The following is a 22,766-nucleotide window of genomic DNA, read 5'->3' as shown; positions in this document are numbered from 1 at the left end:
AAATCTATTTTTTAAGTAAAATTTGAAATTGATTGTGATAAATTTATGATTGGGCATAATATAGTTCATGATCTTCATCACAAAAGCGCGTTCTCGATATTGAAAATATCATTAAAATACTCAGAATATTATTGATAAAAAACGGAAAGGTAAGAGGTCTTTGTGTCACAAAAAACTCAACAGGTATTTGTATTAATGGGGGTATCAGGAAGTGGTAAATCAGCTGTTGCCAAACATGTGGCTTATGATCTTGATGCCGCTTTTTTAGATGGTGATTATTTACATCCTAAAGCCAATATTTTAAAAATGCGCAGTGGTATGCCTCTAGATGATGAAGATAGAATGCCGTGGCTTCGTGTAATTAGTGATGCAGTATTTGCCATGAGCAATGTTAATCCTATTTCAATTATTATATGCTCAGCGTTAAAAAAACAATACCGAGATATTATTCGAGGCGAAAATAAAAATATTCATTTTATTTATTTAAAAGGTGGGTTTGAGGTCATTGCAAACCGTTTAGCTGAACGTCAAGGTCATTATCAAAAAATGGGAATGTTACAATCCCAATTCGATACTTTAGAAGAACCATCACAAGATGAAAACGATGTTTATACCGTTAATATCGAACAACCTTTAGCCGATGTAGTCAATGATACCGAATGTATCATACAGAAAATCTGTAACAGCTAAACAATCACTTTCTGCAATTATTGTTAATCAGTTGGTAATGTATCATCAACTATTCTGCCGATGTATCGGCAGAATAATCGAGATAATTTAACATTATTTTTTAATAAAATTATCCACTAATAAATTTACAACATCCCCCATTTTGCCACTCAATGATGCTTTGACGCTATATAGCGCCATTCCCATCACTTGAGATGCTTGAATTTCCGGTGGCATAACCAGCTCATTAGCACTTGTTTTGACATCTAATAAGGCAGGTCCAGAATGTGCTAAAAATGATTGCATCGCCGCTTCAAGTAAATCTGAATCTTCTACTCTGATCGAAAACAGTCCCATTGCACTAGCCACTTTAGCAAAGTCTGGATTGTGTAAATCGGTGTAATGATCCACAATTCCTTCTACTTTTTGCTCTAATTCGACAAAGTTGAGAGAGCTGTTATTTAATACAATAATTTTTATCGGTAACTGTTCTTGAATAGTCGTCAGTAAATCTCCTAATAGCATACTAATGCCACCATCACCTGATAAGGTTATCACTTGTCGATTAGGAAATGCTTTTTGTACGCCTAAAGCTTGTGGCATAGCATTAGCCATGGTGCCATGTTTTAAACTGATGACCGTGCGTCTTTTTCCATTAGTATTAAAGTGTCGACAAGCCCAAACCATTGCTGAACCCACATCAGCACAAAGAACAGCATCATCATTAGCATATTTATCAACTAATTCCGTTAAATATTGCGGATGAATCGTTGATTTTGAAGGCATGGCTTTTTTGTTCAATTTATCCATTGCTTTCATATATAATTGGCGGCATTTTTCTAAAAATGCAGCATCTTGTTTTTCTTCAACTAAAGGGATTAAAGCCGCCAAAGTAGGTTGACTACTTCCGACAACACCTACACTCACTGGATGACGTCGACCAAGGTGAGTTGCATCGATATCAACTTGAATAATGGTGGCATCATTTGGGTAAAATTGAGACCATGCAAAATCAGCGCCTAACATTAGCAGCACATCACACTCTTTAATGGCGGTTAATCCTGATTCAACGCCAAACATGCCCGTCATACCGACATTGTAAGGGTTATTGTATTCAACAAAATCCTTACCTCTTGATGTATGCACAATGGGCGATTTCAATTTTTCGGCAAGTGCAATTAATTCATCATGAGCGCCATTTGCACCTTGTCCGGCAAAAATAGCCACTTTTTGATTTTTATTTAAGATTTCTGCAATTTGGGTAAGCTCTGTATCTGATGGGCGAATGATCGGATTAGGATGATAAATTTTATGCCCACTTTTATCTTCCACTTTTTGTAAACTAATATTATAAGGAATAACCAGAACAGCAACGCCACGTTGATTTATTGCAGCTTGAACGGCAGCCGTCGTAATCTGTCTTGCTTGAGTAGGATCGTTAATTTGACGACAAAAGACAGAACAATTTTTATAAACAGATTCAAAATCAACTTCTTGCGGAAAATCTGTTCCCTGTTGTGAGGTAACCAGTTGACTGGCTAAGAGAATAACAGGTGCTTTATTGCGCTGAGCTTCATAAATACCATTGATAAAATGTAAGCTTCCCGGCCCACAAGAACCAGCACATGCAGTTAGCTGATTAGTCAGATAAGCCTCGGCTCCTGCTGCAAAAGCTCCGACTTCTTCGTGTCGAACATGCACCCACTTAATGTCACTTTTTTTAATGGCACTGGTAATGTAATTGAGTGTATCACCCACAATACCATAACAGTGTTTAACACCAGCTTCCTCTAAGACTTCGATAATAATTTGTGCAACTGATTTTTTTAATGACATACTGTCTCCTAGACACAATTAACAGATTAAATAATCTAAGTTAACTAAATTACACCTAAGTTTTAATAAAGCGAATAGGTTATGAAAAAAAAAGCAAAAAATGTTAAAAATGTAATATTCGTTAATTTTTTTGAGAATAAACTTTTTTGGAAAATATTCCCTATTACAATAAATCAAGGTATTATGGTTAAAATCCAATCGTTCTCATAGAGTGACTTTTTGTGGAAAATTTGTCATCCGGGCAAAATTTATTAACCTCTTTAACTGCATTTTTGCCTCATTACTTTATCGAATATTATCCGCTTATCACTGTTTGTTTATTGCTATTTATAGCAATTTTAATGTTTTCATTCAGCAAATTAAGAATGGATATTATTGCATTGCTAACCATTACAGCTATTTCAGTCACGGGTATTTTAACGCCTGCTGAAGCGTTTTCGGGGTTTAGCGATCCTAATATCATTTTAATTGCGTTATTGTTTATCATTGGTGAAAGTTTAGTCCGTACTGGCATTTCGTTCAAAATGAGCGAATATATTCTTAAGGTATCCGGAAAAAATGATGTTCGAATTATTACCTGTATTATGCTCGGTGTGGCGTTACTGGGTTCAATAATGAGTTCCACAGGCGTTGTCGCTATCTTTATTCCTGTTGCCATCAGTATTGCCAATCATACGGGTATTCATGTTAAAAAATTAATGATGCCACTGTGTATTGCCGCTTTAATTAGTGGCATGATGACATTGGTTGCAACCGCACCTAATCTGGTGGTTAATAGTGAGTTAAATCGAGCAAATTTAACCGAATTCGGTTTTTTCTCTATCACCCCTATTGGGTTAGGCGTGCTTGTTGTTGGCGTCATTTATTGTATATTAACGCGCAATTGGTTATTAACAGCTCAACAAGTTTCTCCGACAAATACCCAGCCACAAAGAAGAAAAATCACAGATTTAATCAGAGACTATAAATTAATTGGTCGGGCACATCGTGCACAAATATTACCAGGCTCGCCTTTTGTTGGTCGTACGATTGATGGTCTACATTTACGAAGTGAACACGGTGTCAATGTTATTGGTATTGAACGTTGGCGCAAATTTCAAAAAGTGTTAATCCCCGTTAACGGGGCAACAGAATTTCGGGAAAACGATATTTTATTATTAGATATGTCCCACTCCGAAGCCGATTATCGAACATTTTTATCGACCAATAATCTTGAACCTAAAGTTTTACGAGGTGAATATTTTTCGGAACAAGTGAAAGAAGTTGGCATGGCAGAAGTGGCGCTATTACCTGAATCGTCACTTTGTGGCAAAACACTCAATGAAATCGATTTTAGAGAAAAATACTTTTTAACCGTAATTGGAATTTGGCGTAATCATGCCCCTGTTGATACCAATAACTTATTCCAAGAACGTTTAGAAATGAGTGATACTTTACTGGTATGTGGGGATTGGGGATCGATTCAAAAATTACAAACTCGTACCAATGATTTTGTTGTTTTAGATTATCCGTCGGATATTGATGATGTTGCACCTGCAAGTTCTCAAGCATTTGCAGCATTAATTAATTTAGCTATTATGATTATATTGATGGTAACGGGGCTTGTTCCTAATGTCGTAGCTGCCCTAATAGCTTGTCTTTTAATGGGAGCAACACGCTGCATCGACATGAATAGTGCTTATAAATCGATACACTGGCCAACACTCATTTTGATCATCGGTATGATGCCGTTTGCTTTAGCACTGAATAAAACCGGCGGCATTTCGCTCATATCGGCATGGTTAGAAATTCATTTACGTTCTTTCAGTCCGTATATGGTGCTGACCTTCATTTTCTTATTATGTTCAACTGTTGGTCTCTTTATTTCTAATACGGCTACAGCAATACTCATTGCCCCTATTGCAATTGATCTGGCAATAAAATTTGGTTATTCACCTTATCCGTTTGCAATGACTGTGGCTATAGCGACCTCTGCTTCCTTTATCACGCCGGTCTCTTCGCCGGTAAAAACCATGGTCGTTGCGCCAGGTGGTTACAGCTTTAGTGACTTTGTAAAAGTCGGTGTACCTTTAACGTTTCTCGTTATGGCGGTGAATATTGCATTAGTACCAATATTTTTCCCTTTTTAACTATTAATTCATCATCAGTTTGATAAAACCAACATATCGATTCTTTTTGATTAAAGATTCTTAATGAAAATTAAGTTATAATTATCCGAGTTTTTTGATGATGGATTATAGACATATGCCACAAACAGCCAAGCCATTAAATATTATTTTTGCTGGTACTCCTGACTTTGCAGCAACCCATTTAAAAGCATTAATTGATGCTAAACATAATGTCATTGCGGTTTTTACTCAGCCCGATCGCCCTGCCGGACGTGGTAATAAGTTAACCGCAAGTCCGGTTAAACAATTAGCAATTGAAAATCATCTTCCTGTTTATCAACCGGCAACACTCAAAACGGAAGAAAATCAAAAAATCATCGCGGAGCTAAATGCCGACATTATGATTGTGGTGGCATATGGTCTTATTTTACCGCAAGCTGTGCTTGATATGCCTAAACTAGGTTGTTTAAATGTGCATGGTTCATTATTACCAAGATGGCGAGGCGCAGCTCCTATTCAACGCGCTTGTTGGGCTGGAGATACTTTAACCGGTATCACAATTATGCAAATGGATGCTGGGCTTGATACGGGTGATATGTTATATAAACTCACCTGTCCAATTGAACCTTCTGATACAAGTGCAACGTTATATAACAAACTGGCGCAATTAGGTCCACAAGGACTACTTAATACTTTAACACTCATTGCTGAAGGGAAAATCCAACCTGAAAAACAGGATCCATCACAGGTCACTTACGCTGAAAAATTATCTAAACAAGAAGCTAAACTTGATTGGAATTTATCGGCACAGCAACTTGAACGTTGTGTTCGCGCCTTTAATCCTTGGCCTGTTAGTTATTTTGAAGTTAATGGCGAACCAGTGAAAGTATGGCAAGCAGAAGTGGTATCCACTCACCACAATCAACCAGTCGGTACTATTTTACAAGCAGACAAAAAAGGGATATGCATTGCAACAAGCGATGGTGCATTAAATATGACACTGCTACAACCTGCCGGAAAAAAACCGATGTCAGCTCAAGATTTATTAAACTCTCGCAAAGCTTGGTTTGTTGTTGGCGAAAAACTAAGTACCAACTAATTAATCAATGTAAAAAATTACAGGATGAATCATCCTGTAATAATTACCTTTTTTTAGCCAGCAAAGTCGCAAATCTCAATTTAATTCGATTACCATGACTATCGGTTTTATGTAATTCCCCAACATTTTCGTTATATTTCAGTATTTCCCAATCCTGATAATATTCCCGCAATTCATTTTCTTTAAACGTAAATGAAAAACCCACAGAACAAGGATAATCAGAAGTAGACATAGCGCTTACAATAAGATTATAACCACCCGATTTAGTCAATTTTTGCATATTATCAATAATTTCAGGGATTTTTTCAGGTTGTAAAAACATCATGACAACCGTTGAAAAAACAAAATCATACTCGCCTTCTAAATTTGCTTGATTGATATCATATACCTTTGCATTAATGTGCTTTAGGTTTTCATCTTTGATGATTTGATTTAAATTACCAATACTTAATTCGGATTTATCAACTGCATTCACATCAAAACCAAGTAGCTGTAAATAGAGCGAATTACGTCCCGAACCACAGCCTAAATCCAATACCTTTCCTAACGGGATAATTTTGCTTGCCGCTAGCACTTCAGAATGTGTTTTGGTCATTTGATACTTTTTAAAAGTATAGTCTTCTGGTAAACAGTAAAATGATAGTTGGCATTGTAAATTTTCAGATACCTGAGCGATACGATGCCATTGCTGAGGCAAAATAAAGGGAGGCTGGTGAGAAACATCATAATGATGTTGCGATATGATTTCCCCTTGTTCAGTTAATATCTCAAAATCGATACTGCCCACTAGGATATTGAGCTTAGCCCAAGTGCCAACTTGCGTATTATGTTTTTCACAAAATGATTGAGGTAATGATTTAGCATTCCAAACAGGTAATGTTTTATAACAAATTAGGTTTTTCAAAATTTTATCACGAGTTAACTAAATTAATAGTTGACTATTATAGTCAATTATTGATGAGATAAACAACGTTTTGTTGGTAACTCAGCAACCAAAACAAAATCATTAAAAGTAAATTTATAGTAGCGAAGTTGACTTTATCAACATATAATCTTCACCATCCTAGACTGTATAGTAAAATAATAGAGGAAAACTTTATGGGATTTTTAACAGGTAAACGCATACTCGTTACCGGTGTTGCAAGTAATCGTTCTATTGCTTATGGTATTGCACAAGCAATGCATCGTGAGGGTGCAGAATTAGCATTCACTTATCAAAGTGATAAATTAAAAGCACGCGTTGAAGAATTTGCGGCTGACTTTGGTTCTAAAATCGTGTTACCTTGTGATGTTGCTCACGATGATAGTATTACTAATCTATTTACAGAACTGGCAAAAACATGGGATAAATTTGACGGTTTTGTCCATGCTATTGCTTTTGCGCCTGGCGATCAATTAGACGGTGACTATGTTAATGCCGTCACTCGTGAAGGTTTTGCTATCGCTCACGACATTAGTTCTTATAGCTTTGTTGCAATGGCTAAAGCATGTCGTTCGATGTTGAATCCAAATTCAGCGTTAGTGACCCTTTCTTATCTTGGTGCTGAAAGAGCGATCCCTAACTATAATGTAATGGGTCTTGCTAAAGCGTCTCTAGAAGCAAACGTGCGTTATATGGCAAATGCTATGGGGCCAGAAGGAATTCGTGTGAATGCTATCTCTGCTGGTCCAATTCGTACTCTTGCTGCATCAGGCATTAAAGATTTCAAAAAAATGCTATCACATTGTGAATCGGTTACGCCAATTCGTCGTACAGTTACAATTGAAGACGTGGGTAATTCTGCGGCATTTTTATGTTCAAACTTAGCATCGGGTATTACGGGTGAAGTTGTGCATGTTGACGGTGGATTTAGCATTGCTGCAATGAACGAGTTAGAACTTAAATAATAGGTATCATTTAAAAATAAAAAAAAGGCATCAATATTGATGCCTTTTTTATTCGTCTATTTTCTAATTTTTTAGGATTAAAAAGGGAAGTCCATACATTCATTTGATTTCATCCTTTGATTTTTGAATCTATTCAGATATATCGTAAGTTCCACACTTTTCTTGTAAGAATTCTTTATCGACTGTTTTTATCGTGTTAACACTAACACGATGTTAATCATTATTCATTTCATGATCTTTTATCATTTCATTGGTCAGTTTTAGTCAAAAATAAAAATTATGAATACTTATCCTTCATTTTCCGTTAAAATCTTAAGATGTTTGCTCAATACAAGTTTGTTGGAGAAAAAATGAAAATAGCAAAAAATACAGTAGTCAGTTTGGCATATCAAGTTCGCACTAAAGACGGGGTTTTGGTTGACGAAGCAACAACTGTTGCACCTCTAGAATATTTACAAGGCGCTGGTAATTTATTACAAGAGCTTGAAAATGCACTAGAAGGCCATCAAGTTGGTGATAAATTTGATGTTGAACTTATCAATGCTTACGGTGATTTTAATGATGCACTGGTGCAAAATGTGCCACGTGATGTATTTGTCGGGGTTGATGAACTTGAAGTTGGCATGCGCTTTTTTGCAGATACCGACCATGGCGCTTTACCCGTTGAAATTACCGCAATTGATGGGGATACTGTGACAATTGACGGAAATCACATGTTAGCGGGACAAGATTTAAAATTTAATGTTGAAGTATTAGCTATTCGTGAAGCAACAGAAGAAGAAATTGCGCATGGACATATCCATGGTGAACATGGTCACGAACATGGGCATGGTGGTTGTGGCTGTGGCGGACACGATCATGAAGATGAAGAAGATAGTGGTTGTTGTGGTGGCGGTCATGGAAGCTGCGGTTGCCATTAAGTCATCATATTAATTTACAAAAAAGCGCTTGATAGCGCTTTTTTGTCATCATGTGAAATATTATTCATTTTTTTGAGAAACAGTTCACAGTTTTCTCAATTTTCAATTCTTTTAAGCCAATTTTCTAAGAATAATTAGTTTTTTTATGAGTGGAATACAAATACTATGCATCCTCCATGTCCAAAACTGATGCCGAGAGAAAAACTTTTACAATTTGGTGTTGAAATGCTAAGTGATGCAGAACTGCTTGCGCTATTTTTACGTACAGGTACACGAAAATTACCTGTTTTAGAACTAGCTCAAAATTTATTAAATGAATTTGGCTCATTTTATCATTTAATGAACGCTACTCATGAGCAGTTTTGTAAAAAACATGGATTAGGTACCGTTAAATATACTCAGCTCAAAGCTGTCATTGAATTATCGCACCGATATTTGAAAGTAAAAATGACAAATGAAAATTATCTCACTTCACCTTCGTTAACTCACCATTATTTAGCTAGTCGCTTAGCTAACAAAGATCGTGAAATCTTCATGGTTATTTTTCTGGACAATCAAAATCACGTCATTACATCTGAAGAAATGTTTATTGGTACTTATAACTGTGTAGAAGTTCATCCCAGAGAAGTAGCCAGAAAAGCATTACAATATAATGCTGCCTCTTTAATTTTAGCCCACAATCACCCTTCTGGTTTAGCAGAACCAAGCCAAGCAGATCGGAATTTAACGCGCAAGTTGGATCAAGTTTGTGAATTAATCGATATCCGTATTATTGATCATATTGTAATTGGTAAAGGTGAATATGTCTCATTTGCTGAACGTGGATGGATTTAATTGTTATTTTTACTTACAATAGAGGTCAATATTTAAAAAGTCTAACTGTGAAAATAATATGACACAACAAATTGAATTATTAGAAACCAAAGTTGCGTTTCAAGAAATCACCATTGAAGAATTAAACCAAGCAGTAACCAACCTTCAAGCCGATGTTAGTAAACTAAAAGAGCAATTAATGTTATTATCACAAAAACTACAAGCCACTCAAACATCGAATATTGCTAATTTATCTGAGGAAACCCCACCACCACACTATTAATTATGTTTATAGTCAGATATCTCAATGATGAAATAATAATGTAGCCTATTTTTAAAAAACTATTAATACTTATTTATTAGATGCTCTTAAATTAACATTAGAAATATCCAGAAGAGTTATAAAAACATCGATATCTAAATCTACTTAAAAATAAATTAACATTGAAATTTCAATTAAACTAATCCCTCTCAATAGATTTTCATGCCATATGTTTATTAAAAACAACATAAGCTTAATTTTTAATCAATTAAAAGAATAGAAATATAGTAGATTTAGATACGATGAACTTAAGGATAAGGAAACCAAAGTTAAAAGATCTGTGATAGATATCATCAATAAAAAACCGGCGTATAGCCGGCTTTTGTATACAATGATTTAAAATCTTATTCAGCTGTTGCTTCTGCTTCTACTGCAGGGCGATCAACTAATTCAATATAAGCCATTGGAGCATTATCTCCGTCACGGAAACCACATTTCAAAATACGTACATAACCACCTGGACGGGTAGCAAAACGTGGACCTAGATCTGAAAATAATTTTTTCACTGTATCTTTATCACGGATACGAGCAAAAGCCAAACGGCGATTAGCTACGCTATCGCTTTTGGCTAGCGTAATTAACGGTTCAACAACACGACGCAACTCTTTTGCTTTAGGCAATGTAGTTTTGATGATTTCATGTTCAACAAGTGAACTAGTCATGTTACGAAACATTGCTTGACGATGGCTGCTATTTCGGTTCAGTTGACGACCACTTTTACGATGGCGCATAACTTTATCCTTCTTATATAAATTTTATTTTAGTCTTCAACAATACTTGCTGGTGGCCAGTTCTCAAGACGCATGCCTAAAGACAAACCACGAGATGCGAGCACATCCTTAATTTCAGTAAGTGATTTCTTACCAAGATTAGGGGTTTTAAGTAGCTCAACTTCTGTACGTTGTACTAAATCACCAATATAATGAACTGCTTCTGCTTTTAAGCAATTAGCAGACCGAACAGTTAATTCGAGATCATCTACTGGACGTAGAAGAATCGGATCAAATTCCGGTTTATCTTCTTTAACTTCAGGTTGACGTACATCACGTAAATCAACGAAAGCTTCAAGTTGTTCAGCCAAAATAGTTGACGCACGACGAATAGCTTCTTCTGGATCGATAGTACCATTAGTTTCCATATCAATAACCAGTTTATCTAAATCGGTGCGTTGTTCCACACGAGCTGCATCGACAGAATAAGCGATACGCTCGACAGGACTATAACATGCATCAACTAATAAACGACCAATTGGTCGCTCTTCATCTTCTGACTTAACGCGAGCAGAAGCAGGGACATAACCACGTCCTCGTTGTACACGAATACGCATACTAATTGAAGCATTTGCATCAGTAAGATGACAAATCACTAAATCAGGATTAACAATTTCAACATCACCATCATGAGTGATATCAGATGCAGTTACCGCACCAATGCCTGATTTGTTTAAAGTCAGCATAACATCATCTTTGGTATGTACACGTACTGCTAATTTTTTCAAATTAAGCAAAATATCAAGTACATCTTCTTGAACGCCTTCTTTAGTACTGTACTCATGCAGAACACCGTCAATTTCAACTTCGGTTACTGCATATCCAGGCATTGATGATAATAAAATGCGGCGTAGTGCATTACCTAAAGTATGACCAAAACCACGCTCAAGTGGCTCTAAAGTCACTTTCGCATGAGTTTGAGTGTATTGAACAACATCAACTAGGTGAGGTTTTAAAAACTCTGTTACAGAACCCTGCATTATGTCCTCTCTTAAGTGCTAAACTTTACTTAGAGTAAAGTTCGACGATCAAATGTTCGTTGATGTCAGCAGATAAATCTGAACGTTCTGGTAAGCGTTTAAATACACCTTCCATTTTGCTAGCATCAACTTCTAACCATGTAGGTTTTTCACGTTGCTCAGCTAACTCTAAAGCAGCTTTAATACGTGCTTGTTTTTTTGATTTTTCGCGAACGCTGATCACATCTTCAGGCGAAACTTGATAAGATGCAATGTTCACAACATGACCATTAACAAGAACAGCTTTATGACTAACTAATTGACGAGCTTCAGCGCGAGTTGCACCAAATCCCATACGATAAACAACGTTATCTAAGCGACGTTCTAAAAGACCTAATAGGTTTTCACCTGTATTACCTTTAATACGTGCTGCATTTTTGTAGTAATTACGGAATTGACGTTCTAAAATTCCATAAATACGTCTAACTTTTTGTTTTTCGCGTAACTGAACACCATAATCTGATAAACGCGGTTTACGCGCACCATGTTGTCCAGGAGCTTGTTCTAACTTACATTTACTGTCAACCGCTCGAACACCAGATTTAAGGAATAAATCAGTACCTTCACGACGACTTAATTTGAGCTTTGGTCCCAAATATCTTGCCATTTTATTTCTCCAATAATCCTAAACATTCAATGTTTAATAAACATTAAACACGACGTTTCTTTGGTGGACGACAACCGTTATGAGGAATCGGAGTAACATCAGTAATATTAGTGATGCGATAACCCGCTGCATTTAATGCACGAATTGTTGACTCACGACCAGGACCAGGTCCTTTTACCATAACTTCCAGATTCTTAATTCCGTAATCTTTTACGGCTTCTGCACAACGTTCAGCAGCTACTTGAGCAGCAAACGGAGTTGACTTACGAGAGCCACGGAAACCAGAACCACCAGCGGTTGCCCAACCCAACGCATTACCTTGACGATCGGTAATAGTTACGATTGTATTGTTAAATGATGCATGAATATGAGCTACACCATCAGAAACTTGTTTTTTTACACGTTTACGTGTACGAACAGGTGTCTTTGCCATTTATTATCACCTCAATTATTTCTTGATTGGCTTACGCGGTCCCTTGCGGGTACGAGCGTTAGTCTTAGTGCGTTGACCACGAACTGGAAGTCCACGACGATGACGGATGCCACGATAACAACCAAGGTCTAATAAACGCTTGATACTCATAGTTACTTCACGACGTAAATCACCTTCAACAGTAAATTTAGCGACTTGTTCACGTAACTTCTCAATCTGATCTTCAGATAGTTCTCTGATCTTAACATGTTCAGGAATACCTGCTTCAGCACAAATTGTCTTAGCGCGAGTATTACCGATACCATAAATTGCTTGTAACGCAATTACAGCATGTTGCTGATCAGGAATGTTAATGCCTGCTATACGGGCCACTATGCACTCCTTTATTGTTAATGTTTAACAAACTCACCATACTGAAAAGCCCGTTTTCAGGATACTCAAACAGTAAGTCTGCAAATAAAATTTAGGCTGGCTATTCTAGCCAGCTTTACTATACTTTGGCAAGTAAAATATGCAAAAGTTCAACTTTTAGGCTAAATAAATTAACCTTGACGTTGCTTATGTTTACCTTCAACACAAATAACACGAACGATGCCATTGCGTTTAATGATTTTACAATTTCTGCATAATTTCTTGACTGAAGCACGAACTTTCATTTTTTTCTCCGTAACTTCTGGCTAACTTATCGGCCGTAGCCTTTAAGGTTCGCTTTCTTTAACACTGACTCATAACGATTTGGCATCATTAAAGTCTGTACTTGTGCCATAAAATCCATGATTACAACAACCACAATTAATAAAGATGTTCCACCAAATTGAACTGGAACCTTCATTGCACTTGTCATAAACATTGGTACCAAACATACAAAAGTAATGTAGATTGCGCCTATTAATGTTAAACGTGTCATTACTTTGTCAATATATTTAGATGTTTGCTCACCTGGGCGGATACCTGGAATAAATGCACCAGATTTTTTAAGCTGATCTGCTGTCTCTCTAGGGTTGAAAACCAACGCTGTATAGAAGAAACAAAAGAAGATTATCGCTGCCGCAAAAAAGATTATGTATAACGGTTGGTCATGAGAGAAATATTGACCAATAAGTACAAATACATATCTCCAGCCTTCCCCATTTCCTTGAAACCAAGATGCCATCATAGATGGTAACATAATAATTGTTGAGGCAAATATCGCTGGAATAACGCCAGCCATATTAATTTTTAATGGTAAATGTGATGTTTGCGCTGCATAAACGCGACGCCCTTGTTGACGTTGGGCATAGTTAACAACGATTCGACGTTGACCACGCTCAACAAAAACAACAAAATAAGTCACACCTATCACTAAAGCTGCGACAACTAATAATAGAATCGGATTCAATTCACCAGAACGAGCTTGTTCAATTGTTTCATATATTGCATGAGGAAGACCCGCCACAATTCCAGAGAAAATAATGATTGAAATACCATTACCTACTCCACGTTCCGTGATCTGCTCACCAAGCCACATAAGAAACATAGTGCCAGTAACTAAACTAACCGATGCAATAAAATAGAAAGAAAATCCTGGATTAGTCACAACACGCTCATAACCAGGAATATTTGGTAAACCAGTCGCAATACCAACTGCTTGTACAATAGCTAAAGCCAATGTGCCATAACGAGTATACTGGCTAATTTTCTTACGACCTGATTCACCTTCTTTCTTCAATTCTGCCAATTTAGGGTTAATGGCCGTTAATAACTGCACAATAATCGATGCAGAAATATAAGGCATTATCCCTAATGCAAAAATTGAAGCACGGCTTAAAGCACCACCAGAGAACATATTGAACATATCCACAATACCATTAGATGATGCTTGTGAAAGTATGTCCGATAACGCTTTAGTATCAATGCCAGGAACTGGAATATAAGAACCTAAACGAAAAACAATCAGTGCTAAAAGCACAAATAGTAAACGCTTCTTAAGTTCACCCCCACCACCACGGGCACTTTGAAAATCTAATCCTGGTTGCTTTGCCATCTTTCTAATTATTCCTCAATTTTTCCGCCAGCAGCTTCAATTGCAGCTTTAGCACCTTTCGTTACACGAATACCACGAACTGTTACTGGTTTTGTAACTTCACCAGATAACATGATTTTTGCGTATTCGATTTGTGAATTAATCACATTTGCAACTTTTAAGCTATTTAGGTCAACAACATCACCTTCAACTTTCATTAAATCTGAAAGGCGAACTTGTGCTGTAACTAGAGCTTTACGAGAAGTAAAACCAAATTTTGGTAATCGACGATATAAAGGCATTTGACCACCTTCAAAGCCACGACGAACGCCACCACCTGAACGTGATTTTTGACCTTTGATACCACGGGTACCTGTTTTACCTAATCCAGAACCGATACCTCGACCTAGACGTTTTGGTGCATGCTTTGAACCTTCAGCAGGAGATAAAGTATTTAAACGCATTACTATTACTCCTCAACTTTGACCATGTAATAAACTTGGTTTACCATACCACGAATAGCAGGAGTATCCTCGCGCTCAACAGTATGACCAATATGACGTAATCCAAGTCCGACTAACGTTGCTTTATGCTTCGGTATGCGTCCAATAGAACTACGAGTTTGTGTAATTTTAATTGTCTTTGCCATGGTTAATTACCCCAAAATTTCTTCGACGGTTTTACCACGCTTAGCAGCAACCATTTCTGGTGATTTCATATTTTCTAAGCCATCAATCGTTGCACGAACCACATTAATTGGGTTTGTTGAACCATATGCTTTAGCTAGAACGTTACGAACACCAGCAACTTCTAATACAGCACGCATTGCACCACCGGCGATAATACCAGTACCTTCTGATGCTGGTTGCATATAAACACGAGAACCTGTATGAGCACCTTTAACAGGATGCTGTAAAGTATCGTTATTTAAAGCAACATTAATCATATTACGACGTGCTTTTTCCATTGCTTTTTGGATTGCTGCTGGCACTTCACGTGCTTTACCATATCCAAAACCTACGCGGCCATTACCGTCACCAACAACTGTTAGTGCAGAAAAACTAAAAATACGACCACCTTTTACGGTTTTAGAAACTCGGTTAACTGCGATTAGTTTTTCCTGCAGTTCACCAGCTTGTTTTTCGATGTTTGACATCTTTAACTCCTACCTTAGAACTGTAGGCCAGCTTCGCGAGCAGCATCTGCTAGCGCCTGAACTCGACCATGATATTGGAAACCCGAACGATCAAAAGAAACTTCTTTGATATCTTTCGCTAATGCTCGCTCTGCGATTGCTTTACCAACTGCAGCTGCTGCATCTTTGTTTCCGGTGTATTTTAAACTTTCACTGATAGCTTTTTCTAATGTAGAAGCAGCTGCCAGTACTTCTGATCCGTTTGGTGCGATAATCTGCGCATAAATATGACGCGGAGTACGGTGAACCACTAAGCGAGTTGCAAGTAGTTCATGCATCTTGCGACGCGCTTTAGTTGCACGACGGATACGAGCTGATTTCTTATCCATAGTGTTACCTTACTTTTTCTTAGCTTCTTTAGTACGCACAACTTCATCTGCGTAACGAACACCTTTACCTTTATAAGGCTCAGGACGACGATAAGCACGGATATCTGCTGCCACTTGTCCAATTAACTGTTTATCAGCACTTTTCAGTATGATTTCAGTTTGTGATGGACATTCTGCGGTCACACCAGCAGGTAATTGATGCTCAATTGGATGTGAATATCCAAGAGATAGACCAATAGCATTACCTTTAACTTGTGCACGATAACCGACACCAACTAGCTGAAGTTTTTTAGTAAAACCTTCAGTAACACCAATAACCATTGCATTAATCAACGCACGTGCAGTACCAGCTTGAGCCCAAGCATTCGCAAAGCCGTCACGAGGAGCAAATTTAATTTGACCTTCTTCTTGATTAATAACAACAGCATTATTAATTGTACGAGTTAACTCGCCATTTTTACCTTTAATCGTAATTACCTGACCATTGAGTTTTACCTCTACGCCAGCAGGAACAACGACAGGTGCTTTTGCAACACGAGACATTTTTTTCTCCCTTACGCTACGTAGCAGATAATTTCACCACCAAGACCTGCTTGGCGTGCTGCTCGATCAGTCATAACACCTTTAGAAGTAGAAACAACTGCGATACCTAATCCAGCCATAACTTTTGGCAATTCGTCTTTACGTTTATAAATACGTAAACCTGGACGGCTAACACGTTTAATACTTTCTACTACAGCCTTACCTTGGAAATATTTTAATGAAATTTCCAATTCTGGCTTAGTGTCACCAACAACTTTATAGTCTCCGATGTAACCTTCTTCTTTTAGCACATTGGCAATTGCCACTTTTAGCTTAGAGGAAGGCATGGTGACTGCAACTTTATTCGCAGCTTGACCGTTACGAATACGGGTCAACATATCTGCTATAGGATCTTGCATGCTCATCTATAACACTCCCCTGATTACCAACTTGCCTTTTTAAGACCAGGAATCTCACCACGCATGGCTGATTCACGAACCTTAATACGGCTTAAACCAAACTTACGAAGGACGCCATGAGGACGACCTGTTTGACGACAACGACGACGTTGACGTGATGGACTAGAATCACGAGGAAGCGTTTGCAATTTAAGCACTGCATTCCAACGATCTTCATCTGATGCATTAAGATCAGAGATAATCGCTTTTAATTCTTGACGCTTTGCAAAATATTTTTCTGCTAGCTTTACGCGTTTCTTATCGCGTTCAATCATTGATTGTTTAGCCATTATGCCCTACCTTACTTACGAAATGGGAAGTTAAAGGCAGATAATAAAGCTCGGCCTTCTTCATCTGATTGTGCACTTGTTGTGATAGTAATATCTAAACCACGAACACGATCAACTTTATCATAATCGATTTCAGGGAAAACGATTTGTTCACGAACACCCATGCTATAGTTACCACGACCATCGAAAGATTTTGCGCTTAAACCGCGGAAATCTCGAGTACGAGGAAGCGCAATATAAACTAGACGTTCAAAAAATTCCCACATACGTTCGCCACGTAAAGTGACTTTACAACCAATAGGATACCCTTGACGGATTTTAAAACCAGCAACTGATTTGCGTGCTTTTGTGACAAGTGGTTTTTGACCACTGATTGCTGCTAAATCTGCAACCGCATTATCTAATAATTTCTTATCAGTAATTGCTTCACCCACACCCATATTCAAGGTGATCTTTTCGATCCGAGGGACTTGCATGACAGATTTGTAGCCAAACTGTTCTTGCAGTTTATTTACTACCTGTGCTTTGTAGTAATCATGCAGTTTCGCCATCGTACACTCCAAATTACTTAATTGATTAATTCATTAGTAGACTTATAAAAACGGACTTTTTTACCATTTTCAATTCTAAAGCCTACGCGATCTGCTTTGCCTGTAGCTGGGTTAAAAATTGCCACATTAGAAACATTAATAGCTGCTTCTTTTTCAACAATTCCACCTTCTTGATTTAATGCAGGTACTGGTTTTTGGTGTTTTTTCACCAAATTAATACCTTCAACAATCACTTTGCCTGTAGACAAAACACTTTTTACTTTACCGCGTTTACCTTTATCTTTACCGGTTAACACGATAACTTCATCTTCTCGACGGATTTTCGCTGCCATTACCCGCTCCTTACAGTACTTCTGGTGCTAATGAAATGATCTTCATAAACTTCTCAGAACGAAGTTCACGAGTGACCGGTCCAAAAATACGCGTACCAATCGGTTGCTCACTGTTATTGTTTAAAATAACACAAGCATTGCGATCGAAACGAATGACAGATCCATCAGGACGACGAACACCTTTTCTAGTGCGCACGACAACAGCTTTAAGTACATCACCTTTTTTTACTTTACCACGTGGAATTGCTTCTTTAATGGTAACCTTGATGATATCACCAACCGCTGCATAACGACGGTGCGATCCACCGAGAACCTTGATACACATTACACTACGTGCGCCAGAGTTATCGGCAACATCTAGCCTAGTCTGTTCTTGGATCATTTTAATGCTCCGTATAAATAAATTATTGTCTAATCTACCTTCATCCACCTCAACTACCATGGATAAGAATAGACAACCAAAAACCCACATATGTGAGGGCGCATAGTATAACACCACTCAAATAAAATGGATAGCATAAAATAAACGGCTGCATTTAGCCGTTTATTATATTATGTACAGTTTTTAATCGATTAGATTAACTAACTGCTTTTTCTACGATTCGAACAAGAGTCCAAGATTTGGTTTTTGATAATGGACGACACTCTTTAATTTCTACAGTATCACCAATACCACACTCGTTGTTTTCATCATGTACATGCAATTTAGTCGTACGTTTAATGAACTTACCATATAACGGATGCTTCACTTTACGTTCAATAGCTACAGTAATAGATTTATCCATTTTGTCGCTAATAACACGACCTTGCTGAGTACGAATTTTTACTTCAGTAGTCATATTACGCACCCGCCTTTTCAGTTAATAACGTTTTAACTCGTGCAATATTACGACGCACTTGTTTTAACATATGAGTCTGTGTCAACTGACCTCCAGCTAATTGCATACGTAAGTTAAATTGCTCACGTAATAAATTAAGAAGTTCAGTATTTAACTCTTCAACGCTTTTTTCGCGTAGCTCTTTTGCTTTCATTTACATCACCGTCTTAATCACAAAGGTGGTTTTAATTGGCAGTTTTGCAGCTGCCAACGCAAATGCTTCACGAGCAACTTCTTCCGGTACTCCGTCCATTTCATAAAGGACTTTACCTGGTTGAATCTGAGCAACCCAGTATTCAACGTTACCCTTACCTTTACCCATACGCACTTCAAGTGGTTTTTCAGTAATTGGTTTATCAGGGAAAACTCGAATCCAGATTTTACCTTGACGCTTAACTGCACGAGTCATTGCACGACGTGCTGCTTCGATCTGGCGCGCAGTCAAACGACCACGACCCACAGCCTTAAGACCGAATGTACCGAAACTTACGTCAGTACTCACAGCTAGACCACGATTGCGGCCCTTGTGCACTTTACGGAATTTTGTACGCTTTGGTTGTAACATCAGCGACGCTCCTTATTGTTTTCGGCCTTTGCGCTGCTTTTTCGGTTGAGCAGCAGGTTGTTTTTCTGCTTGTTCAACGGCAGCCATACCACCAAGGATCTCACCTTTGAAGATCCACACTTTAACACCAATAATACCATAGGTAGTTAATGCTTCAGACACTCCGTAGTCGATGTCAGCTCGTAGTGTATGTAGAGGTACACGACCTTCACGATACCACTCTGAGCGAGCAATTTCAGCGCCGCCTAAACGACCACTTACTTCAACTTTGATACCTTTAGCACCCGCTTTCATTGCGTTTTGTACCGCACGTTTCATTGCACGACGGAACATAACACGGCGTTCTAACTGAGAAGTAATGCTGTCAGCAACTAATTTTGCATCAAGTTCAGGTTTACGAACTTCAGCAATATTAATTTGTACTGCAACATCACGTTTTTCTCTTTTGTCTTTATACTTATTGACAATAGAAGCTACGGCATTACGTAATTTTTCAACGTCCTCACCTTTTTTACCAATCACGATACCTGGACGAGCAGTGTGAATAGTAATGCGAACGTTAGTTTCTGCTGAACGGTCGATTACAATTTTAGAGATTGACGCTTGTGCTAATTCTTTATTTAAGAATTCACGCACTCTAAAATCACTTTCTAAATTATCAGCGAATGTCTTTGTACCCGAATACCATGTAGATGTCCAAGGCTTGACAATGCCTAATCGGATACCATTTGGATTTACTTTTTGACCCATTGCTATTCTCCAGCCTAGCGATCTGAGACGATCACGGTGATGTGACTCGTACGCTTCAAAATTCGATCTGCACGACCTTTCGCACGAGGCATAATACGCTTCATGGTTGGGCCTTCGTCTACGAAAATTTTCGCAACTTTTAGATCATCAATATCAGCACCATCGTTATGCTCTGCATTAGCAATAGCAGACTCTAATACTTTTTTAACAAGTACAGCCGCTTTTTTATTGGTGTACGTTAAAATATCAAGTGCCTGAGACACTTTTTTACCGCGAACAAGATCTGCAACTAAGCGAACTTTTTGTGCAGAAGAACGAGCGTGGCGGTACTTTGCAATTGTTTCCATCTCTTTCTCCTACTTATTTCTTCTTAGCTTTCTTATCCGCAGCGTGACCGCGATAAGTACGAGTCGGCGCGAATTCACCCAATTTATGACCAACCATTTCGTCGGTAACATAAACTGGAACGTGCTGACGACCATTATGGACAGCGATGGTCAAACCGATCATGTTAGGAAAGATCGTTGAACGACGGGACCAAGTACGAATTGGTTTCTTGTCCCCGCTTTCCACCGCTTTCTCTACCTTCTTCAGCAAGTGTAGGTCAATAAAAGGACCCTTCTTGAGAGAACGTGGCATAGCTAATCCTCTATATTAATTATTTCTTATTGCGACGGCGAACAATATACTTATCAGTACGTTTGTTGCTACGCGTTTTCAATCCTTTGGCTTTTTGACCCCATGGAGACACAGGATGTTTACCAAAGTTACGACCTTCACCACCACCATGTGGATGGTCTACCGGGTTCATTGCTGTACCACGAACAGTAGGACGAACACCACGCCAACGCGTTGCACCCGCTTTACCTAGTACGCGAAGCATATGTTCTGAATTACCGACTTCACCAATAGTGGCACGACAATCAGATAATACTTTACGCATTTCACCTGAACGTAGACGTAATGTTACATATGCACCATCACGCGCAACGATTTGAACATAGCTACCAGCTGAGCGAGCAAGTTGTCCGCCTTTACCTGGTTTCATTTCAATGTTATGCACGGTAGAACCGACTGGAATATTGCGCATTGGTAAACAGTTACCTGTTTTAATCGATGCATCAACACCAGATTGGATCTGATCACCTGCTTTTAAGCCTTTAGGCGCTAAAATATAACGACGTTCACCGTCTTTATATAAAACCAATGCAATATTTGCACTACGGTTTGGATCATATTCCAAACGTTCAACAACTGCTGGAATACCATCTTTGTTACGCTTAAAGTCAACAATACGATAATGTTGTTTATGACCACCACCGATATGACGGGTAGTGATACGACCATTATTATTGCGACCACCAGTTTTGCTTTTTGAATCAAGCAACGGTGCATAAGGCTTACCTTTATGCAACTCTGGGTTAACCACTTTAACAACGTGGCGACGACCCGGAGATGTAGGTTTACACTTAACAACTGCCATTGTTCTTACTCCTCCGAATTACTCAGCGACGCCAGCAAGGTCTAAGTTTTGACCTTCTGCTAAAGTTACGTAAGCTTTTTTCCAGTCGCTACGGCGACCAAGTTGTTGACCACGACGTTTTACTTTGCCTTTAACAACAAGTGTATTAACGTCATCTACTTTAACTTCAAATAGTTGTTCAACTGCGGCTTTAATCTCTCTCTTAGTAGCATCTTTAGCAACTTTCAATACTAATGTATTTGTTTTTTCCATTGAAATAGATGCTTTTTCAGAAACATGTGGTGCTCGCAGGACTTTAAGCAGACGCTCTTCACGAATCATGCTAACATCTCCTCTACTTGTTTAACGGCATCAACAGTGATAACCACTTTGTCAAATGCAATCAAACTAACTGGATCAATACCTGCCACATCACGCACATCAACTTTATGCAAGTTACGTGCTGCTAAGAAAAGATTCTCATCAACTTCAGTTGTAATGATAAGGACATCATTAAGATTCATATCATTTAATTTCTGAGTTAATAATTTAGTCTTAGGTGCTTCAACAGTAAATGTTTCAACCACAACTAAACGCTCTTGACGCACTAATTCAGAGAAAATACTCTTTAATGCACCACGATACATTTTACGGTTAACTTTTTGGCTATGATCTTGTGGTTTTGCTGCAAATGTTACACCACCACTACGCCAGATTGGGCTCTTAATAGAACCTGAACGAGCACGACCTGTGCCTTTTTGACGCCATGGTTTTTTGCCTGAACCAGCGATTTCTGCACGAGTTTTTTGTGCGCGTGAGCCTTGACGAGCAGCAGATGCATAAGCAACAACTACTTGGTGAACTAACGCTTCATTAAACTCACGTCCGAAGGTAGTTTCGGAAACAGAAAGCGCTTTCGCGTCTTTTACTACTAATTCCATCTCTATCT

35 protein-coding genes are annotated in these 22,766 nt (G+C 38.2%); 7 read left to right on the top strand and 28 right to left on the bottom strand.

The genetic code is table 11. The annotated features are described in order from the left end of the window. Nucleotides 1–195 precede the first annotated feature (195 nt). Nucleotides 196–690, top strand: a complete 495-nt coding sequence (locus tag ACGH4F_RS00880) for a gluconokinase, GntK/IdnK-type (RefSeq protein ID WP_411589701.1) — start codon at nucleotides 196–198, stop codon at nucleotides 688–690. A 93-nt stretch (nucleotides 691–783) separates the two neighbouring features. Here the strand turns inward: ACGH4F_RS00880 and ACGH4F_RS00875 are convergent, their stop codons facing one another. After that, nucleotides 784–2,505 carry a thiamine pyrophosphate-dependent enzyme gene (locus ACGH4F_RS00875; protein ID WP_411589614.1) on the bottom strand — a complete coding sequence of 574 codons (1,722 nt, stop codon included), beginning with the start codon at nucleotides 2,503–2,505 and terminating at the stop codon, nucleotides 784–786. Nucleotides 2,506–2,777: 272 nt separating this feature from the next. On the opposite strand from ACGH4F_RS00875, the gene ACGH4F_RS00870 reads away from it, so the two are divergent. Both ACGH4F_RS00870 and fmt read left to right on the top strand, forming a co-directional pair. Continuing rightward, nucleotides 2,778–4,634 carry an SLC13 family permease gene (locus ACGH4F_RS00870; protein ID WP_411589700.1) on the top strand — a complete coding sequence of 619 codons (1,857 nt, stop codon included), beginning with the start codon at nucleotides 2,778–2,780 and terminating at the stop codon, nucleotides 4,632–4,634. A gap of 115 nt (nucleotides 4,635–4,749) precedes the next feature. Further along, nucleotides 4,750–5,712 (top strand): methionyl-tRNA formyltransferase, encoded by a 963-nt coding sequence (fmt, locus tag ACGH4F_RS00865; RefSeq protein ID WP_411589612.1) that lies wholly within the window; start codon nucleotides 4,750–4,752, stop codon nucleotides 5,710–5,712. 43 nt (nucleotides 5,713–5,755) lie between these two features. Here fmt and tehB read toward each other — a convergent pair whose 3' ends face one another. Further along, nucleotides 5,756–6,616: an SAM-dependent methyltransferase TehB gene (gene tehB / locus ACGH4F_RS00860; RefSeq protein ID WP_411589611.1), complete on the bottom strand. Its 861-nt coding sequence runs from the start codon at nucleotides 6,614–6,616 to the stop codon at nucleotides 5,756–5,758. A 194-nt stretch (nucleotides 6,617–6,810) separates the two neighbouring features. Here tehB and fabI point away from each other — a divergent pair, with 194 nt between their 5' ends. From fabI to ACGH4F_RS00840, 4 genes are all read left to right on the top strand, one after another. Beyond that, nucleotides 6,811–7,599 carry an enoyl-ACP reductase FabI gene (gene fabI, locus ACGH4F_RS00855; RefSeq protein WP_065558597.1) on the top strand — a complete coding sequence of 263 codons (789 nt, stop codon included), beginning with the start codon at nucleotides 6,811–6,813 and terminating at the stop codon, nucleotides 7,597–7,599. Nucleotides 7,600–7,949: 350 nt separating this feature from the next. After that, nucleotides 7,950–8,519 carry a peptidylprolyl isomerase gene (slyD, locus tag ACGH4F_RS00850; protein ID WP_411589609.1) on the top strand — a complete coding sequence of 190 codons (570 nt, stop codon included), beginning with the start codon at nucleotides 7,950–7,952 and terminating at the stop codon, nucleotides 8,517–8,519. A gap of 165 nt (nucleotides 8,520–8,684) precedes the next feature. Continuing rightward, entirely contained in the window at nucleotides 8,685–9,353 is a 669-nt protein-coding gene (radC, locus tag ACGH4F_RS00845) for a RadC family protein (protein WP_411589607.1), read from the top strand. A gap of 58 nt (nucleotides 9,354–9,411) precedes the next feature. Next, nucleotides 9,412–9,615 (top strand): SlyX family protein, encoded by a 204-nt coding sequence (locus tag ACGH4F_RS00840; RefSeq protein WP_065558594.1) that lies wholly within the window; start codon nucleotides 9,412–9,414, stop codon nucleotides 9,613–9,615. Between the two features lie 383 nt (nucleotides 9,616–9,998). Here the strand turns inward: ACGH4F_RS00840 and rplQ are convergent, their stop codons facing one another. The 26 genes from rplQ to rplD all read right to left on the bottom strand — a co-directional run bounded on the left by rplQ (nucleotide 9,999) and on the right by rplD (nucleotide 22,758). Further along, on the bottom strand, nucleotides 9,999–10,385 hold the full coding sequence (gene rplQ / locus ACGH4F_RS00835; RefSeq protein WP_065558593.1) for a 50S ribosomal protein L17: 387 nt from the start codon (nucleotides 10,383–10,385) through the stop codon (nucleotides 9,999–10,001). A gap of 29 nt (nucleotides 10,386–10,414) precedes the next feature. After that, a complete protein-coding gene (locus ACGH4F_RS00830) occupies nucleotides 10,415–11,404 on the bottom strand; it encodes a DNA-directed RNA polymerase subunit alpha (protein WP_065558592.1) in 990 nt (329 codons plus the stop codon). Nucleotides 11,405–11,429: 25 nt separating this feature from the next. Next, the gene (rpsD, locus tag ACGH4F_RS00825) at nucleotides 11,430–12,050 is read right to left on the bottom strand and encodes a 30S ribosomal protein S4 (protein ID WP_065558591.1); all 621 of its coding nucleotides are present in this window, start codon (nucleotides 12,048–12,050) and stop codon (nucleotides 11,430–11,432) included. 43 nt (nucleotides 12,051–12,093) lie between these two features. Further along, the gene (gene rpsK / locus ACGH4F_RS00820; RefSeq protein ID WP_034948028.1) at nucleotides 12,094–12,483 is read right to left on the bottom strand and encodes a 30S ribosomal protein S11; all 390 of its coding nucleotides are present in this window, start codon (nucleotides 12,481–12,483) and stop codon (nucleotides 12,094–12,096) included. Between the two features lie 15 nt (nucleotides 12,484–12,498). Then, nucleotides 12,499–12,855 (bottom strand): 30S ribosomal protein S13, encoded by a 357-nt coding sequence (rpsM, locus tag ACGH4F_RS00815; RefSeq protein WP_065558590.1) that lies wholly within the window; start codon nucleotides 12,853–12,855, stop codon nucleotides 12,499–12,501. Nucleotides 12,856–13,025: 170 nt separating this feature from the next. Beyond that, nucleotides 13,026–13,139, bottom strand: coding sequence for a 50S ribosomal protein L36 (gene rpmJ, locus ACGH4F_RS00810; RefSeq protein ID WP_025314403.1), 114 nt, complete (start codon nucleotides 13,137–13,139; stop codon nucleotides 13,026–13,028). Between the two features lie 26 nt (nucleotides 13,140–13,165). Beyond that, nucleotides 13,166–14,506 carry a preprotein translocase subunit SecY gene (gene secY, locus ACGH4F_RS00805; RefSeq protein ID WP_065558589.1) on the bottom strand — a complete coding sequence of 447 codons (1,341 nt, stop codon included), beginning with the start codon at nucleotides 14,504–14,506 and terminating at the stop codon, nucleotides 13,166–13,168. Nucleotides 14,507–14,514: 8 nt separating this feature from the next. Next, a complete protein-coding gene (rplO, locus tag ACGH4F_RS00800; RefSeq protein WP_065558588.1) occupies nucleotides 14,515–14,949 on the bottom strand; it encodes a 50S ribosomal protein L15 in 435 nt (144 codons plus the stop codon). Nucleotides 14,950–14,954: 5 nt separating this feature from the next. Beyond that, nucleotides 14,955–15,134, bottom strand: a complete 180-nt coding sequence (gene rpmD / locus ACGH4F_RS00795; RefSeq protein ID WP_267350311.1) for a 50S ribosomal protein L30 — start codon at nucleotides 15,132–15,134, stop codon at nucleotides 14,955–14,957. 6 nt (nucleotides 15,135–15,140) lie between these two features. Beyond that, nucleotides 15,141–15,641, bottom strand: coding sequence for a 30S ribosomal protein S5 (rpsE, locus tag ACGH4F_RS00790; RefSeq protein ID WP_025314399.1), 501 nt, complete (start codon nucleotides 15,639–15,641; stop codon nucleotides 15,141–15,143). Between the two features lie 14 nt (nucleotides 15,642–15,655). Continuing rightward, the gene (gene rplR, locus ACGH4F_RS00785) at nucleotides 15,656–16,009 is read right to left on the bottom strand and encodes a 50S ribosomal protein L18 (RefSeq protein ID WP_025314398.1); all 354 of its coding nucleotides are present in this window, start codon (nucleotides 16,007–16,009) and stop codon (nucleotides 15,656–15,658) included. A gap of 9 nt (nucleotides 16,010–16,018) precedes the next feature. Then, nucleotides 16,019–16,552, bottom strand: a complete 534-nt coding sequence (rplF, locus tag ACGH4F_RS00780) for a 50S ribosomal protein L6 (protein WP_065558586.1) — start codon at nucleotides 16,550–16,552, stop codon at nucleotides 16,019–16,021. Nucleotides 16,553–16,563: 11 nt separating this feature from the next. Next, on the bottom strand, nucleotides 16,564–16,956 hold the full coding sequence (gene rpsH, locus ACGH4F_RS00775) for a 30S ribosomal protein S8 (protein ID WP_065558585.1): 393 nt from the start codon (nucleotides 16,954–16,956) through the stop codon (nucleotides 16,564–16,566). A 17-nt stretch (nucleotides 16,957–16,973) separates the two neighbouring features. After that, entirely contained in the window at nucleotides 16,974–17,279 is a 306-nt protein-coding gene (gene rpsN, locus ACGH4F_RS00770; protein ID WP_025314395.1) for a 30S ribosomal protein S14, read from the bottom strand. Nucleotides 17,280–17,290: 11 nt separating this feature from the next. After that, nucleotides 17,291–17,830: a 50S ribosomal protein L5 gene (gene rplE, locus ACGH4F_RS00765; protein WP_065558584.1), complete on the bottom strand. Its 540-nt coding sequence runs from the start codon at nucleotides 17,828–17,830 to the stop codon at nucleotides 17,291–17,293. A 17-nt stretch (nucleotides 17,831–17,847) separates the two neighbouring features. Continuing rightward, nucleotides 17,848–18,162: a 50S ribosomal protein L24 gene (gene rplX / locus ACGH4F_RS00760; protein WP_065558583.1), complete on the bottom strand. Its 315-nt coding sequence runs from the start codon at nucleotides 18,160–18,162 to the stop codon at nucleotides 17,848–17,850. Between the two features lie 10 nt (nucleotides 18,163–18,172). After that, on the bottom strand, nucleotides 18,173–18,544 hold the full coding sequence (gene rplN, locus ACGH4F_RS00755; RefSeq protein ID WP_025314392.1) for a 50S ribosomal protein L14: 372 nt from the start codon (nucleotides 18,542–18,544) through the stop codon (nucleotides 18,173–18,175). A 196-nt stretch (nucleotides 18,545–18,740) separates the two neighbouring features. Next, nucleotides 18,741–19,001, bottom strand: a complete 261-nt coding sequence (gene rpsQ / locus ACGH4F_RS00750) for a 30S ribosomal protein S17 (protein WP_025314391.1) — start codon at nucleotides 18,999–19,001, stop codon at nucleotides 18,741–18,743. A 1-nt stretch (nucleotide 19,002) separates the two neighbouring features. Further along, nucleotides 19,003–19,194, bottom strand: a complete 192-nt coding sequence (gene rpmC, locus ACGH4F_RS00745; protein WP_034902373.1) for a 50S ribosomal protein L29 — start codon at nucleotides 19,192–19,194, stop codon at nucleotides 19,003–19,005. Beyond that, nucleotides 19,195–19,605 (bottom strand): 50S ribosomal protein L16, encoded by a 411-nt coding sequence (gene rplP, locus ACGH4F_RS00740; RefSeq protein WP_025314389.1) that lies wholly within the window; start codon nucleotides 19,603–19,605, stop codon nucleotides 19,195–19,197. A 12-nt stretch (nucleotides 19,606–19,617) separates the two neighbouring features. Continuing rightward, on the bottom strand, nucleotides 19,618–20,355 hold the full coding sequence (gene rpsC / locus ACGH4F_RS00735; protein WP_065558582.1) for a 30S ribosomal protein S3: 738 nt from the start codon (nucleotides 20,353–20,355) through the stop codon (nucleotides 19,618–19,620). A 14-nt stretch (nucleotides 20,356–20,369) separates the two neighbouring features. Continuing rightward, entirely contained in the window at nucleotides 20,370–20,702 is a 333-nt protein-coding gene (gene rplV / locus ACGH4F_RS00730; protein ID WP_034884235.1) for a 50S ribosomal protein L22, read from the bottom strand. Between the two features lie 13 nt (nucleotides 20,703–20,715). After that, a complete protein-coding gene (gene rpsS, locus ACGH4F_RS00725) occupies nucleotides 20,716–20,994 on the bottom strand; it encodes a 30S ribosomal protein S19 (RefSeq protein ID WP_065558581.1) in 279 nt (92 codons plus the stop codon). Nucleotides 20,995–21,013: 19 nt separating this feature from the next. After that, nucleotides 21,014–21,838 (bottom strand): 50S ribosomal protein L2, encoded by an 825-nt coding sequence (gene rplB / locus ACGH4F_RS00720; protein ID WP_065558580.1) that lies wholly within the window; start codon nucleotides 21,836–21,838, stop codon nucleotides 21,014–21,016. An 18-nt stretch (nucleotides 21,839–21,856) separates the two neighbouring features. After that, a complete protein-coding gene (gene rplW / locus ACGH4F_RS00715; protein ID WP_065558579.1) occupies nucleotides 21,857–22,159 on the bottom strand; it encodes a 50S ribosomal protein L23 in 303 nt (100 codons plus the stop codon). Further along, complete coding sequence (gene rplD / locus ACGH4F_RS00710) at nucleotides 22,156–22,758, bottom strand: 50S ribosomal protein L4 (RefSeq protein ID WP_065558578.1); 603 nt, start codon at nucleotides 22,756–22,758, stop codon at nucleotides 22,156–22,158. The genes rplW and rplD overlap by 4 nt, the downstream gene beginning before the upstream one ends. Nucleotides 22,759–22,766 lie beyond the last annotated feature (8 nt).

It is taken from the genome of Gilliamella sp. CG35 (assembly GCF_046635745.1).
In the GTDB taxonomy this organism is placed as follows: Bacteria; Pseudomonadota; Gammaproteobacteria; order Enterobacterales; family Orbaceae; genus Gilliamella; species Gilliamella apicola_I.
The sequence above is the reverse complement of the archived record's forward strand: the minus strand, read 5'-3'. Positions and strand labels throughout refer to the sequence as shown.

Bases quoted from the DNA above. Each gene is read 5' to 3' on its own strand.
- ACGH4F_RS00840 (WP_065558594.1), top strand. From the start codon at position 9,412: ATGACACAACAAATTGAATTATTAGAAACCAAAGTTGCGTTTCAAGAA.
- ACGH4F_RS00875 (WP_411589614.1), bottom strand. From the start codon at position 2,505: ATGTCATTAAAAAAATCAGTTGCACAAATTATTATCGAAGTCTTAGAG.
- rplR (WP_025314398.1), bottom strand. From the start codon at position 16,009: ATGGATAAGAAATCAGCTCGTATCCGTCGTGCAACTAAAGCGCGTCGC.
- rpsN (WP_025314395.1), bottom strand. From the start codon at position 17,279: ATGGCTAAACAATCAATGATTGAACGCGATAAGAAACGCGTAAAGCTA.
- rplX (WP_065558583.1), bottom strand. From the start codon at position 18,162: ATGGCAGCGAAAATCCGTCGAGAAGATGAAGTTATCGTGTTAACCGGT.
- ACGH4F_RS00880 (WP_411589701.1), top strand. From the start codon at position 196: ATGGGGGTATCAGGAAGTGGTAAATCAGCTGTTGCCAAACATGTGGCT.
- rpmC (WP_034902373.1), bottom strand. From the start codon at position 19,194: ATGAAAGCAAAAGAGCTACGCGAAAAAAGCGTTGAAGAGTTAAATACT.
- secY (WP_065558589.1), bottom strand. From the start codon at position 14,506: ATGGCAAAGCAACCAGGATTAGATTTTCAAAGTGCCCGTGGTGGTGGG.
- ACGH4F_RS00830 (WP_065558592.1), bottom strand. From the start codon at position 11,404: ATGCAGGGTTCTGTAACAGAGTTTTTAAAACCTCACCTAGTTGATGTT.
- rplV (WP_034884235.1), bottom strand. From the start codon at position 20,702: ATGGAAACAATTGCAAAGTACCGCCACGCTCGTTCTTCTGCACAAAAA.
- rplO (WP_065558588.1), bottom strand. From the start codon at position 14,949: ATGCGTTTAAATACTTTATCTCCTGCTGAAGGTTCAAAGCATGCACCA.
- rplW (WP_065558579.1), bottom strand. From the start codon at position 22,159: ATGATTCGTGAAGAGCGTCTGCTTAAAGTCCTGCGAGCACCACATGTT.
- rplQ (WP_065558593.1), bottom strand. From the start codon at position 10,385: ATGCGCCATCGTAAAAGTGGTCGTCAACTGAACCGAAATAGCAGCCAT.
- rplF (WP_065558586.1), bottom strand. From the start codon at position 16,552: ATGTCTCGTGTTGCAAAAGCACCTGTCGTTGTTCCTGCTGGCGTAGAG.
- rpsD (WP_065558591.1), bottom strand. From the start codon at position 12,050: ATGGCAAGATATTTGGGACCAAAGCTCAAATTAAGTCGTCGTGAAGGT.
- rpmJ (WP_025314403.1), bottom strand. From the start codon at position 13,139: ATGAAAGTTCGTGCTTCAGTCAAGAAATTATGCAGAAATTGTAAAATC.
- rplB (WP_065558580.1), bottom strand. From the start codon at position 21,838: ATGGCAGTTGTTAAGTGTAAACCTACATCTCCGGGTCGTCGCCACGTT.
- rpsC (WP_065558582.1), bottom strand. From the start codon at position 20,355: ATGGGTCAAAAAGTAAATCCAAATGGTATCCGATTAGGCATTGTCAAG.
- radC (WP_411589607.1), top strand. From the start codon at position 8,685: ATGCATCCTCCATGTCCAAAACTGATGCCGAGAGAAAAACTTTTACAA.
- fabI (WP_065558597.1), top strand. From the start codon at position 6,811: ATGGGATTTTTAACAGGTAAACGCATACTCGTTACCGGTGTTGCAAGT.
- rpsK (WP_034948028.1), bottom strand. From the start codon at position 12,483: ATGGCAAAGACACCTGTTCGTACACGTAAACGTGTAAAAAAACAAGTT.
- fmt (WP_411589612.1), top strand. From the start codon at position 4,750: ATGCCACAAACAGCCAAGCCATTAAATATTATTTTTGCTGGTACTCCT.
- rpmD (WP_267350311.1), bottom strand. From the start codon at position 15,134: ATGGCAAAGACAATTAAAATTACACAAACTCGTAGTTCTATTGGACGC.
- rpsH (WP_065558585.1), bottom strand. From the start codon at position 16,956: ATGAGCATGCAAGATCCTATAGCAGATATGTTGACCCGTATTCGTAAC.
- rpsS (WP_065558581.1), bottom strand. From the start codon at position 20,994: ATGCCACGTTCTCTCAAGAAGGGTCCTTTTATTGACCTACACTTGCTG.
- rplP (WP_025314389.1), bottom strand. From the start codon at position 19,605: ATGTTACAACCAAAGCGTACAAAATTCCGTAAAGTGCACAAGGGCCGC.
- rplD (WP_065558578.1), bottom strand. From the start codon at position 22,758: ATGGAATTAGTAGTAAAAGACGCGAAAGCGCTTTCTGTTTCCGAAACT.
- slyD (WP_411589609.1), top strand. From the start codon at position 7,950: ATGAAAATAGCAAAAAATACAGTAGTCAGTTTGGCATATCAAGTTCGC.
- rpsQ (WP_025314391.1), bottom strand. From the start codon at position 19,001: ATGACTACTGAAGTAAAAATTCGTACTCAGCAAGGTCGTGTTATTAGC.
- rplN (WP_025314392.1), bottom strand. From the start codon at position 18,544: ATGATCCAAGAACAGACTAGGCTAGATGTTGCCGATAACTCTGGCGCA.
- rplE (WP_065558584.1), bottom strand. From the start codon at position 17,830: ATGGCGAAACTGCATGATTACTACAAAGCACAGGTAGTAAATAAACTG.
- rpsE (WP_025314399.1), bottom strand. From the start codon at position 15,641: ATGTCAAACATCGAAAAACAAGCTGGTGAACTGCAGGAAAAACTAATC.